The sequence below is a fragment of the Amycolatopsis sp. cmx-11-12 genome, from assembly GCF_046269425.1.
Lineage (GTDB): Bacteria > Actinomycetota > Actinomycetes > Mycobacteriales > Pseudonocardiaceae > Amycolatopsis.
The window spans coordinates 18,150-31,126 of record NZ_JADNQM010000029.1; the positions used below are offsets into that span (position 1 = coordinate 18,150).

8 protein-coding genes are annotated in these 12,977 nt (G+C 68.5%); all 8 read left to right on the forward strand.

Translation table 11 applies throughout. The features are described from left to right. Nucleotides 1–5: 5 nt before the first annotated feature. Nucleotides 6–992: an enediyne biosynthesis protein gene (locus tag ACLARN_RS31615; protein WP_409495132.1), complete on the forward strand. Its 987-nt coding sequence runs from the start codon at nucleotides 6–8 to the stop codon at nucleotides 990–992. Continuing rightward, entirely contained in the window at nucleotides 989–2,341 is a 1,353-nt protein-coding gene (locus ACLARN_RS31620) for a cytochrome P450 (RefSeq protein WP_409495133.1), read from the forward strand. The genes ACLARN_RS31615 and ACLARN_RS31620 overlap by 4 nt, the downstream gene beginning before the upstream one ends. Before the next feature lie 5 nt (nucleotides 2,342–2,346). After that, a complete protein-coding gene (locus ACLARN_RS31625) occupies nucleotides 2,347–2,904 on the forward strand; it encodes a DUF5987 family protein (protein ID WP_409495134.1) in 558 nt (185 codons plus the stop codon). After that, a complete protein-coding gene (locus ACLARN_RS31630) occupies nucleotides 2,901–4,550 on the forward strand; it encodes a GMC family oxidoreductase N-terminal domain-containing protein (protein WP_409495135.1) in 1,650 nt (549 codons plus the stop codon). The genes ACLARN_RS31625 and ACLARN_RS31630 overlap by 4 nt, the downstream gene beginning before the upstream one ends. A gap of 393 nt (nucleotides 4,551–4,943) precedes the next feature. After that, the gene (locus ACLARN_RS31635; protein ID WP_409495136.1) at nucleotides 4,944–5,900 is read left to right on the forward strand and encodes a carboxymuconolactone decarboxylase family protein; all 957 of its coding nucleotides are present in this window, start codon (nucleotides 4,944–4,946) and stop codon (nucleotides 5,898–5,900) included. Nucleotides 5,901–6,136: 236 nt separating this feature from the next. After that, the gene (locus ACLARN_RS31640) at nucleotides 6,137–11,956 is read left to right on the forward strand and encodes an SDR family NAD(P)-dependent oxidoreductase (protein WP_409495137.1); all 5,820 of its coding nucleotides are present in this window, start codon (nucleotides 6,137–6,139) and stop codon (nucleotides 11,954–11,956) included. Nucleotide 11,957: 1 nt separating this feature from the next. Further along, nucleotides 11,958–12,398, forward strand: coding sequence for an acyl-CoA thioesterase (locus tag ACLARN_RS31645; protein WP_409495138.1), 441 nt, complete (start codon nucleotides 11,958–11,960; stop codon nucleotides 12,396–12,398). Nucleotides 12,399–12,401: 3 nt separating this feature from the next. Beyond that, on the forward strand, nucleotides 12,402–12,971 hold the full coding sequence (locus tag ACLARN_RS31650; RefSeq protein WP_409495139.1) for a flavin reductase family protein: 570 nt from the start codon (nucleotides 12,402–12,404) through the stop codon (nucleotides 12,969–12,971). The last annotated feature ends 6 nt before the right edge of the window (nucleotides 12,972–12,977 follow it).

Here is a 12,977-nt window from a genome sequence, read left to right on the forward strand (position 1 = left end):
CCGTCATGGCTGAGCAGACACTGACCGCACCGAAGAGCAACAAGACGATCACGGCCCTTCGCCGGTTCGCGATCTCGATCACCATCTTCAACATCATCGGCTACACCGTGCTCGGGTTCGAGCAGCCGTACACCTATCCGTTCATCGCGCTGGCGACGGCGTACACCGCGGAAATCCTGCTGGAGATCATCGGGGCGCGAGTTCAGGGCCGCGACGTTCGCTTCCGCGGCAACGGTTTCAAGGGACTCGCGGAGTTCCTGCTCCCGGCGCACATCACCGGTCTCGCGCTCAACATGCTGACCTACGTCAACGACCAGGTCCTCGTGATGATCTTCGGCGTGGTGGTCGCCGTCGGCGCCAAGTGGGTCCTCCAGGCCCCGGTGCGCGGCAGGCTCCGGCACTACATGAACCCGTCGAACTTCGGCATCACGATCATCCTGCTGGTGTTCCCCTGGGCGAGCATCGCGCCGCCGTATCACTTCACCGAGCAGGTCGACTCGTGGGTCGGCTGGCTGATCGTCGGCATCATCATGGTGTCGGGCACGGTGCTCAACGCGATGCTCACCCAGCGGATGTGGCTGATCGGCGCGTGGCTCATCACCTTCGCGCTCCAGGCGATCATCCGAGGTCTGGTGTTCGACACCGCGATCCCCGGCGCGCTCGGGATGATGACCGGGGTGGCATTCGTGCTCTACACGAACTACATGGTCACCGACCCGGGTACGACCCCGTCGAAGCCGGCGTCGCAGATCCTGTTCGGTTCGGGGGTGGCGATCGCCTACGGGTTCTTCATGGTGGTCCACGTGGCGTACGGCCTGTTCCTGGCCACCGCCCTCGTCTGCCTGATCCGCGGGATGTTCCTGTGGGGCCTGCACTTCTCGCAGAAGGCCACCGCGAAGTGGGAGGCCGAGCAGGCGAAGTCGGCCGAAATCACCACCCTGCCCAAGCCTGCCGAGAAGACGGAGACGGAAACCGGGGCCGTGGCGGCATGAGTCAGAGTGCGGAAGTCACTCGGGGGGCGCGTCTCGCGCCTCCCGGGCCGCCGCGCCGAGCGACCTTCGGTCTGCTGAAGAAGCTTTTCACCGACCGGCTGGCGCTCATGTCGGACTCGGCGGAGGCCTACGGGGACGTCGTCCGGATCGCGATCGGTCCGAAGACGATGTACCTGGTCAACCACCCCGATCTGGCGAAACACGTGCTCGCGGACAACGCGGCCAACTACCACAAGGGAATCGGCCTCCAGGAGGCCCGGCGGGCGCTCGGCGACGGGCTGCTCACCAGTGACGGCGAGGTCTGGAAGAAACAGCGCCGCACGATCCAGCCGGTGTTCCAGCCCAAGCGGATCGCGCGGCAGGCCTCGGTCGTCGCGAACGAGGTCGAAGGCCTCGTGAAACGCTTGCGGGACGCAGGCGGGCCGGTCGAGATCCTGCACGAGATGACCGGGCTGACCCTCGGTGTGCTCGGCAAGACGTTGCTCGACGCGGACCTCGGTGGGTTCACCTCGCTGGGCCACTCCTTCGAGGCCGTGCAGGACCAGGCGATGTTCGAAGCGGTGACGCTGAGCATGGTCCCGCAGTGGGCTCCGCTGAAGAAGCAACTGCGGTTCCGGGAATCGCGGGACGACCTCCGCCGCATCGCCGAGGAACTCGTCGAGGAGCGGTTCGCGAACCCGGTCGAGAACGGGGAAGACGTCCTGTCCCGCCTGATCGCGACCGACGGGACCCGCGAACAGATGCGGGACGAGCTGATCACCTTGCTGCTGGCCGGGCACGAGACGACGGCCAGCACGCTGGGCTGGGCGTTCCACCTGCTCGACGAACACCCCGACGTCGCGGCGAAACTGCGGGCTGAGGCCGATTCGGTGCTGGGCGACCAGTTGCCCACCCACGAGGATCTGCACCGGTTGCCGTATACGGCGAGGGTCGTCGAGGAGGTCATGCGGCTGTACCCACCGGTGTGGCTGCTGCCGCGGGTGGCGCAGGCCGACGACGAGATCGGCGGCTATCACGTCCCGGCCGGGTCCGACGTCGTCGTCGTGCCCTACACGCTGCACCGGCACCCGGACTTCTGGCCGGAACCGGAGAAGTTCGACCCGGACCGGTTCGATCCGGACCGGCCGAGTGGGCGGCCCCGGTACGCCTACATCCCGTTCGGCGCCGGGCCGCGGTTCTGCATCGGCAACAGCCTCGGCGTGATGGAGGCCGTTTTCGTGCTGACGATGGTCCTGCGGGACTTGGAACTGAAGAAGATTCCCGACTACGACGTGGTTCCCGAGGCGATGCTGTCGCTCCGGGTGCGCGGCGGGCTGCCGATGACCGTGCACACCAGGAACAGGAGGTAGGCGCCGTGGATTCGGACGAACAGGTCAAGGTGTCCACTTTGGAGGCCTACGCGGACACGATCTTACCGGGGGAGAAGCGGTTCCCGGACGATCACGCGATCGCCGGCGCCGCGGCGGGGCCGGGCGCGGTCGTGGCGGGCGCGCTTGAACTGCTGCACACCGAGGCGACCGGCGTGACCGTCGGACTTCCTTATCTGGCACAGTCCCTCAACGATCACGCGAAGGTCTACGCCAAGGAACAAAACCTCACGCTGGACGAGGCGCTGCCGTCGTTCGTCGCATTGTCCTTTGAGGACAGGACGGCGCTGGTGAAGTCCCTGACCGCGCCGGGACATCCGGAGAAGGACGGCTGGGTCAGCCTCGCGTTGTTCTGCAACATGTCCTTCGACAGCGCGGCGCACAAGCACACCGCCGAAGCCATCGCCGAGGGCCACCCCGGTCTGCTGGCGATGGGGTACACCGCGCCGGACGAAGACGGCCTGTGGCGGTTCCCGAAGTTCTCCTACCGCCGCGAACTGGCGCAACTCCACCCTGACACCACGCCTTCCGGGAGCCCGGCATGAACGCCTACGACAAGACCGACGTCGTCATCGTCGGCAGCGGGTTCGGCGGCTCGATCCCCGCCTATCACCTGGCCGCGGGCGGGGCGAAGGTCACCGTGCTGGAACGCGGGCCGTGGCTGGAAGCGCAGGATTTCGAGCACGACTACCTGCTCGGCTCGTCCTACACCCGGGCGTTCGACTTCGTCGTCGGCGACGGGATGAGCGTGCTGGGCGGCAACTGCGTCGGCGGCGGCAGCGTCGTGTACTTCGCCGCGATGCCGAGGGCGCCGAAGTTCGTCTTCGAACGGCACGGCAGCATCGGCCGTCGCATGTGGCCTTCGGTGATCACGCGCGACACGCTGGAGCCTTGGTACGACCGGGTTTCGGACTCGCTTCCGGTGTCCAAACAGGACTGGAACGACGTCTCGTACGCGGGCGGGCTGTGGGCGGCGTTCTGCGACCACTCCGGCCGCACCGCCAACCCGGCGCCGGTCGCGGTGGACAACGACCGGTGCGTGAACTGCAACTTCATGATGGCAGGCTGCCGGTTCGACGCGAAACGCTCGCTGCTGACCAACTATCTGCCCGCCGCGCTCGCGCACGGCGCGCAGATCCGGCCGCTGCACGAGGTCCAGCGGATCGAGCGGATCGACGACGGCGACTACCGCGTGCACTTCAACATCGTCGACGACTCCGATTACCGCGTGCAGACCGAGAGCGGCACGATCGACGCGAAGGTCGTCATCATCGCGGCGGGCGCCGGTGCGACGCCGGTGATCCTGCAGCGTTCGGAGTCGGCGCTGGGCACCATGCCACACGCGGTCGGCCGGTACTTCTCGGGCAACGGTGAGCGGCTCAACACCGCGATCATCAACGAGGAGCGGGTCCGCGAGGTGCTCGGACTGTCCCGTGAGGACGGCAAGGTCTACGAGGCCAACCACATCGGCAAGGGTCCGACCGTGGCGAACTGGGACAAGCTCGACGGTTCGCTGCCGGAGTACGAACGGTATTCGCTGGAGCAGCTGTACTTCCCGCCAGGGCTCGGCACGATCCTCGCGCAGGTTCCGGACGGCGACGAGCCGCGCTGGTTCGGGGCGCAGAAGAAGGAGATCCTCAAGAAGTGGTCGTCGTGGCTGACCATCTTCCTGATGACCGAGGACGACAACGAGGGCGTCTTCGGCGCGCCGCCGCCCACCGGCAACGCCTACCGCATCTCGCAGCAGATGCTCGGCCGCGGCCCGCTGAAATACGACCCCACGCCGAACACCCTGCACGGCTGGTCGCTGGCCGACGCGGAGTGCAAGGAGATCCTGGAGAAGGACGGCCTGGCGAAGGTGGCGCCGTGGACCAACGACGTCGTCGGCGCGTACACCGTGCACCCGCTGGCGTCGTGCCGGATCGGTGACGACCCGGAAACCTCGGCACTGCACCCGAACCACGAACTCCGCAACCACCCCGGGATCTTCGTGACCGACAGCGCTTCCGTGCCGGGCGCGCTGACGGTGAACCCGGCGATGACGATCGCGGCACTGGCCGAACGTTCGGTGCCGGGTATCGTGCGGGCGCTCCAGGCGCGCGGCGTCGACGTCTCCTATGGCGCTCCGGCTCCGGACGGTTCCATCACCGGGCGGCGGGCGGTCAGCCGTCTTCCCGTGGTGACCGGCTGACTGGGTCGTGATCCTGCTTGCTCGGCGTTGGGTTTCGTTCCGCAGACGGCGATCTCGCGTGATCAGGCGGCGGTCACGCGTGATCAGACGGATGACACCCGGAGGAATCCGGCTGCGGGCGTGTCCTCCCTCCAATCACGCGAGATCTCCATCCAGTCACGGGAGATCGCCGTCCAATCACGCGTAGGACCCGCAGGATCACGCGACACTAGGCGCAAGCAAGGGGTCCTTCGTGTACTTGAGAAGTCGCGAGGGAAGGGGCCTCCGCTCGCGACGGTTGTGACGGCTGGGGTCGCTGGGACTCACGCGGCGATGCGGAAGTCCGTGAAGGCCTCCTTCCCTACCTTCAGGGTAGGCAAGGAGGCCTTCACGGACATTCGAGATGGAGATCCGATGGCACCGAAGTTGGTAAAACTCGCGCTGCGCAGGGTGCTGCGCGAGGTCCGGTACGTCCGGCCTGTACCGGCAGGCAAAGCGACCGGGCTGGTGCGCGACGTCTATCGCCAGCTCGAGCGGGATTTCGGCATGCTCGCCCCGCCGGTGGCGCTGCATTCGCCGTCACCGCCGGTCCTCGCGGCCACTTGGCTGATGCTGCGGGAGTCTCTGGTGGCGGCGGGGGAGACGAGCCGGGCGGATCGGGAGGTCGTCGCTTCCCTGGTGTCGCGGGCGAACTCGTGTCCGTACTGTGTCGAAGTGCATGGGATGGCACTGGATTCGCTCGGGCGTTCCTCGGTGGCTTCGGCGATCGCGGCGGGTGAGGCGGTGCCGGATCCTCTTGCCGGGGCCTTGTCGGCGGCGGCTCGGGCGGAGCTGACCGCGGTCGCCTTCACGTTCCACTACCTGAACCGGGTGGTGACCGTGTTCCTCGGGCCGTCACCGCTGCCTTCTTCCGTGCCGGATTCCGCGCGTTCCCGGGCCAAGGCCGTGCTGGGGCGGTTCCTTCGTCCCGTGGAGGACGCTTCGCCAGGGCTGTCCCTGGATCTTCTGCCGCCCGGGTCGCGGGATTTCTCGTGGGCTGCGGGGAATCCAGTTGTCGCGGGTGCCTTCTCTCGTGCTTCGGCGGCGTTCGGGTCGGTGGGGATCTCTCCTGGTGTGCGGGATGTCGTGCTCCGTAATCTGTCCACTTGGGACGGAATGTCGCCCGGGCTGAGCCGGTCTTGGGTGGATGCCGTCGATGATCCCGTGGCTCGCTTGGCCTTGGTGGTCGCGAAAGCGCCCTATCAGGTCGACGACGCTTTGGTCGCGGGCGCGGGTTTGGGCGATCGAGAACTGATCGAGTTGGTGGGGTGGGCGAGTTTCGTAGCCGCTGCTCACTGCGTTTCGCTCACTTCGACCCGGAAGGCCGCCTGACTCCCCGCAATTAGTCGACTACTTGCGGGGTTCACGGACTTCGGCGTCAGCATGGGGCCTTCAGGCCTCCGCCGAATTCGTTGTCTGCCTTCAACAACATGAGAGAAGACTCCGAGACCTGCCCCGGTCATGCTTGACCGGACTGCAGATGCGGACGGCGCCCGTGCCTCTGAGGACAGAGCGCCGGAACCGGATTCCATGACTTGAGTGGTTGAGAGCTAGGGGAGTGCGGTGGCATGAGCGTTGAGCGGATTTCGATTGTCGGTATCGGTCTCCGATACCCGGACGCCGGTTCCCCGGATGAACTGTGGGAGAACGTCCTCGCCGGCCGCCGGGCGTTCCGGAGACTGCCCGACGAGCGGATGAACCGCGAGGACTACTACTCGCCCGATCCCAAGGCTCCGGACCGTTTCTACGCCCAGAAGGCCGCGGTACTCCGCGACTACGAGTTCGACCGGATCAAGTACAAGGTCGCGGGCAGTACGTTCCGGTCGACCGACACCACGCACTGGCTCGCCCTCGACGTCGCCGCGCAGGCCTTGGCGGACGCGGGTTTCCCGGAAGGTGACGGGCTGCCGAGGCCCGCCACCGGCGTGGTCATCGGCAACAGCCTCACCGGCGAGTTCTCGCGGGCCAACATCATGCGGTTGCGCTGGCCGTACGTGCGCCGCACGGTCGCGGCGGCGCTCGCCGAGCGCGGCTGGGCCGAGGGTGACACCGCCGAGTTCCTGCACGACCTCGAGTCGCAGTACAAGGCGCCGTTCCCCGAGATCGACGAAGACTCGCTCGCGGGTGGGTTGGCGAACACGATCGCCGGCCGAGTCTGCAACTTCTTCGACTTCGGCGGCGGCGGGTTCACTGTGGACGGTGCCTGCTCGTCTTCGCTGCTTTCCGTTGTCACCGCGGCGAACGCACTGTGCGAGGGTGACCTCGACGTCGCCGTCGCGGGTGGCGTCGACTTGTCGATCGACCCGTTCGAGGTGATCGGGTTCGCCAAGACCGGCGCGCTCGCCAAACGCGAGATGAAGGTCTACGACGCCGACTCCAACGGTTTCTGGCCGGGCGAGGGGTCCGGCATGCTCGTGCTGATGCGTGAGGACGACGCCATCGCGCAGGGCAAGCGGATCTACGCCTCCATCGGCGGCTGGGGAGTCTCTTCCGACGGCAAGGGCGGCATCACGCGGCCCGAGGCGTCGGGGCACCGCCTCGCACTCAAGCGGGCCTACGACAAGGCCGGATACGGCGTCGAGACCGTTTCTTACTTCGAGGGGCACGGCACCGGGACCGCGCTGGGCGACGCCACCGAGATCGAGGCGCTCTCCACCGCCCGCCGCGACGCCGACCCGCTCGCCGAGCGTGCCGCGCTGAGCACGATCAAGGGCAACATCGGGCACACCAAGGCCGCCGCCGGTGTCGCCGGGCTGATCAAGGCGACACTGGCGGTCTACCACCAGGTCATCCCGCCCGCGACCGGCCACTTCGAACCGCACGAGTCGCTGATCGGTGACTCCGCGCGGATGTATGTCCCGGCCGATGCCGGGCTGTGGCCTTCGGATCACCCCGTTCGCGCGGGGGTTTCGGCGATGGGCTTCGGCGGGATCAACTCGCACGTCACCGTCACCGAAGCGCCGGGTGCGGCCCGGCGCAAGGAACTCGACGAGAAGACCCGGACGCTGGTCGCCGGACGGCAGGACAGCGAACTGCTGCTGCTCGACGCCGACGACGCCGCCTCCCTGCGCGGCCAGGTGACCGGGCTCTTGGAGGTCGTCCCGAAGCTTTCGCTCGCCGAGCTGGCGGACCTCGCGGGCACACTTTCCGCGGAATTGTCCGGAAAACCGGTGCGAGCGGCGATCGTCGCGACCAACCCGGAGGACGCCGAGCGCAAGCTGTCCAAGCTGCTCGACCTCCTCGGCGAAGGCGAACCGGAAGTCTTCTCCGCCGGTGAGGGCATCTTCGTGAGCTCGCGTTCCAAGGGGCCGAAGATCGGCTTCCTGTTCCCTGGCCAGGGTTCCGGGCAGGGCACGGTCGGCGCGGTGCGGAAACGCTTCGCCCACGCCGACGACATCTACCGCGCCGCGGGGCTGTCCACCGGCGCCGACCAGGTCGCCACCGACGTCGCGCAGCCGCGCATCGTCACCGGTTCACTCGCCGGGCTCCGTGTCCTCAAGAGCCTCGGGATCGAGGCGCAGACGGCGGCGGGCCACAGCCTCGGCGAGCTGACCGCGTTGCACTGGGGTGGCGCGCTCACCGAACGCGATGTCCTCAAGCTGGCCAAGGTCCGCGGTAAGGTGATGGCCACCGCCAGCGCCGGAAACGGTGCCATGGCGGGAATCGCGGCGGCGCCGAACGTCGTCGAGCGGATCGCCGACGGCGAGGACGTCGTCATCGCCGGATACAACGCGCCGGAACAGACCGTCCTTTCCGGACCGGCGGACGCCATCGAGCGGGTGGTCGCGCTGGCCCGTGCCGAGGGCATCACGGCGACCCGGATCAACGTCTCGCACGCGTTCCACTCGCCCGCGGTCGAACCGGCCGCCGAGGCGATGACCGAGGAACTCGCCGCGTTCGATTTCACGCGGCTCGACAGGCCCGTGGTGTCCACTGTGACCGGTGACGTCCTGCACGCCGCCGAGGACCTGCGCGATCTGCTGCGCGACCAGGTGGTCCTGCCGGTGCGTTTCCGGGAGGCGGCCGCGAAGGTCGCCGAGCGCAGCGACCTGGTGATCGAGGTCGGTCCCGGCCGGGTGCTCACCGGGCTGTTCGGCGAGATCGCGCCCGGCACGCCGGTCCTCGCGATCGACACCGACAGTCCGACGCTGGCCGCGGTGCTGAAGGTCGCCGGTGCCGCGTTCGCTTTCGGTGCCCCGCTGGACACCTCGGCGCTGTTCGCCGGCCGGGTCGTCCGGTCCCTGCCGGTCGACGGGGTTTTCAACTTCCTGGCGAGCCCGTGTGAGGCCGCGCCGTCCATCGGCGCGGAACTGGCTCGCGACCGCGTCGCCGACACCACCGAAGCGACGGCGGGGGAGGCCTCGGAGAACGGCGGCAGCAGCACGCTCGACCTGCTGCGCAAACTCGCTTCCGAACGGGTCGAACTGCCGCTCGAAGCGGTCACCGCCGACACGCATCCGCTCGACGACCTACACCTTTCGTCGATCACCGTCGGTCAGCTGGTCAACGACGTGACCCGCGCGCTCGGCCGGCCGGCGCTGGAGGGCATGCCGAACTTCGCGACCGTCTGTCTCGGTGAACTCGCCGAGATGATCGACGAACTGGCGCAGACCGCCAAACCCGCCGACAGCAACCAGGCCGAGGTCGCCGGTGTCGGACCGTGGGTCCGGCCGTTCGCGGTCGAGTACGTCGTCGCGCCGAGGCCAGCGCCCGACCTGACCCCCGGTATCTCCACCGCCGAGTGGACGGCGTTCGCGTCCGAAGGCCACCCGCTCGCCGAACCGCTGCGTGCGGCGCTGGCCAACGCGGGTGTCGGCGACGGTGTCCTCCTGTGCCTCAACGAGGACAGCGACGCCGGGGATGTCGGGCTGTTCCTGGACGCGGGCCGCGCGGTGCTGGCCGCGCCCAACGGCACGCGGTTCGTAGTGGTGCAGCACGGCCTCGGCGCCTCCGGTCTGGCAAAGACGCTGCGACTGGAGGACCCGTCGGCCCGCACCACGATCGTCGACCTCGCCGACGTCAACCCCGTCGATCCTGAAGCGATCGGCGCCGCGGTGTCCACTGTGGTCACCGAGGTCGCGGCGACGAACGACTTCAGCGAAGTCCGCTACGACTCGGCGGGCGTCCGCTCGGTACCGAAGCTCGCCGCTCTCGCGCCGTCCGAGGCGGAGGGGACTCCGCTGGGCACCGAAGACGTCCTCCTCGTCACCGGTGGCGGCAAGGGCATCACCGCGGAAAGCGCGTTGGCGCTGGCCAAGGACTCCGGCGCGAAACTGGCGTTGCTGGGCCGGAGCGACCCGGCCGACGACGCCGAACTGTCGGAGAACCTCGGGCGCATGGCGGCGGCGGGCATCACCTACCGCTACGAACGCGCCGACGTCACCGCCGCACAGCAGGTGGCGGACGCCATCGGCCGGATCCAGGCCGAGTTCGGCCCGGTCACCGCGGTCCTGCACGGCGCGGGCCGCAACGAGCCCGCGGCGCTGTTCTCCTTGACCGAGGAGACCTTCCGCAAGACCCTCTCCCCGAAGATCGGCGGTCTCAACGCCGTCCTCGACGCCGTCGACCAGGACAAGATCAAGCTGCTGGTCACCTTCGGCAGCATCATCGGACGGGCGGGCCTGCGCGGTGAGGCGCACTACGCCACGGCCAACGACTGGATGACCGAACTGACCGTGCGCTTCGGCCGCGAGCATCCTCAGGCGCGGGCGATCGCGCTCGAATGGTCGGTCTGGTCCGGCACCGGGATGGGCGAAAAGCTCGGTGTCGTCAGCGCTTTGATGCGCGACGGCATCACCCCCATCCCGACCGAGGAGGGCATCGAGATCCTCCGCCAGGTCGTCGGCGATCCGGCCGCCCCGTCGGTACTGGTCGTCTGTGGCCGTACCGCGGGGCTGGCCACCCTGCCGGTGGAGAAGCGCGAACTGCCGCTGACCCGCTTCGTGGACCGGGCGGTCGTGCACTACCCGGGGGTCGAGCTGATCACCGAGGCCGACCTGTCGGCGGGCAGCGACCCGTATCTGGCCGATCACCTGCTCGACGGCCAGCTGCTGTTCCCGGCGGTGATCGGCATGGAGGCGATGACCCAGGTCGCCAAGGCCACGCTGGACGTGGAAACCCTGCCTGCGCCGGTGTTCTCGGACGTGGAGTTCCTGCGCCCGATCATCGTTTCGCCCGGCGGAACGACCACGATCCGGCTCGCCGCGCTGGCCAGGGACGCCGAAACGGTGGACGTGGTGCTGCGCAGCGGGGAAACCGGGTTCAGCGCCGACCACTTCCGCGCCCGGGTGCGGTTCAGCAGGCCGGATCCGCTCGGTGAGACGGTCGTCCGCGACGTCGCGCTGCCGCCGGTCCCGGTCGACCCGACGACCGAGCTGTACGGCACGGTTCTGTTCCAGGGCAAGCGGTTCCAGCGGGTCACCGGCTACCGGCGGGCCAGCGCACGGCACGCGGTCGCGGAGATCGCGACCGGCGCCGAGGTCGACTGGTTCGCGCCGTTCCTCCCGCAGGAACAGCTACTGGCCGACCCGGGCACCCGTGACGCGATGATGCACGCGATCCAGTGCTGCGTCCCGGACGCGACCCTGCTGCCGCAAGGGATCGAGCGGCTGTACCTCGCCGAGCCCGGCGAGCAGGACCCGGAATTCGTGCTTCTCGACGCTCGCGAGCGTTCGCGGGATGGTGACAGCTACGTCTACGACCTCGACGTCCGCAACCCGGACGGGAAGCTCGTCGAACGCTGGGAAGGCCTGAAACTGCGCGCTGTCCGCAAACGTGACGGTGAAGGGCCGTGGGTCCCGTCGATGCTCGGGTCCTATTTGGAGCGTGCGGCCGAACGGCTGCTCGGCTCGTCCCGCGCGATCGTCGTCGAACCGGACCCGATCGGCGTCCCGGTCGAAACCACACCGGAACGGCGAGCGCAGACGGCGCTGGCGGCGGGCCGTGCCGTCGACGCCCCGCTCGAGATCCGCTATCGCCCGGACGGGAAACCGGAGGCCGACGGTGTCGAGGTGAGCGCGTCGCACAGCGCCGACCTCACCCTGGCGATCGCCGGCACCGGCCGGATCGCGTGCGACGTCGAGACGGCGATCGAACGGACACCGGAGGACTGGGCGGGCTTGCTCGGCGAGGATCTGCTTTCGGTCGGCGAACTGCTCGCCGCTGACGCCCGCGAGCCGCTTTCGGTCGCGCATACCCGGGTCTGGAGCGCGCTGGAATGCGTGCGCAAGACCGGCGACATGACACAGGCGCTCACCGTGCACCGGGTCGACCCGGACGGCTGGGCGGTGCTTTCCCACGGCAACGCCCGCATCGCCACCTGGGCGACGACCGTCAACGACCGGACCGATCCCGTCGTCTTCGCGGTGCTCCAGGGAGAGGAAGACTGACATGGCCGACTACTACGAGATCCTCCATACGGTCGGATTCGAAGAGACCAACCTGGTGGGCAACGTCTACTACGTGAACTACGTGCGCTGGCAGGGCCGGTGCCGCGAAATGTTCTTGAAGGACAAGGCACCCGCCGTCCTCGAAGAGGTCCGCCACGACCTCAAGCTGTTCACGCTCAAGGTGGACTGCGAGTTCTTCGCGGAGATCACCGCGTTCGACGAGCTGTCGATCCGGCTGCGGCTGGAGGAGCTGACCCAGACCCAGATCCAGTTCACCTTCGACTACGTCCACCTCACCGACGAAGGTGAGCGGCTGGTCGCGCGGGGACGGCAGCGGATCGCGTGCATGCGCGGGCCCAACACGGCCACGGTGCCCAGCCGGGTCCCGGAGCAGCTGCGTGAGGCGCTGGCCCCGTACGCGGTCAACGGCAAGGGGGAGTGACCGGTGGGATCTCAGGAGCCTTCGCGGCCGGTGCTGAAACGCCTGCCGACGCCGGCCACGCGGCGCCGGTTGTCCGCGCAGGCCGGGCTGCGGGAGGTGATGGGCCAGTTCGCCACCGGGGTCACCGTGCTGACCGCCGGGGGCGAACGGGCCCACGGGATGACCGCCAACGCCGTCACCTCCGTGTCACTCGAACCGCCGATGGTGCTGTGCTGCGTTTCCCGCGCGGCACGGATGCACGAAGCGATCGTGACGGCAGGCTCGTACGCGGTGACGGTGCTGGCGTCGGACCAGAAGGAACTGGCGAAGTACTTCGCCGACTGGCGCCGTCCGGCGGGGCTCGCGCAGTTCGACTCGGTGGACTGGACGGCCGGGCCACAGACCGGCGCGCCGCTGCTCGACGGCGCGCTGGCGTGGCTGGAATGCGAACTGGCCGAGGTCTACGAAGGCGGTGACCACTCGATCTTCCTTGGCAAGGTGGTCGCTTCCAGCCGCGGCACCGCGCAGGACTCGCTGGTCTTCTACGGCGGCAGCTACCACCAGATCGACGGCCGTATCCGCGCATCCGCTTGACAGGAA

Bases quoted from the DNA above. Each gene is read 5' to 3' on its own strand.
- ACLARN_RS31630 (WP_409495135.1), top strand. From the start codon at position 2,901: ATGAACGCCTACGACAAGACCGACGTCGTCATCGTCGGCAGCGGGTTC.
- ACLARN_RS31640 (WP_409495137.1), top strand. From the start codon at position 6,137: ATGAGCGTTGAGCGGATTTCGATTGTCGGTATCGGTCTCCGATACCCG.
- ACLARN_RS31645 (WP_409495138.1), top strand. From the start codon at position 11,958: ATGGCCGACTACTACGAGATCCTCCATACGGTCGGATTCGAAGAGACC.
- ACLARN_RS31615 (WP_409495132.1), top strand. From the start codon at position 6: ATGGCTGAGCAGACACTGACCGCACCGAAGAGCAACAAGACGATCACG.
- ACLARN_RS31635 (WP_409495136.1), top strand. From the start codon at position 4,944: ATGGCACCGAAGTTGGTAAAACTCGCGCTGCGCAGGGTGCTGCGCGAG.
- ACLARN_RS31620 (WP_409495133.1), top strand. From the start codon at position 989: ATGAGTCAGAGTGCGGAAGTCACTCGGGGGGCGCGTCTCGCGCCTCCC.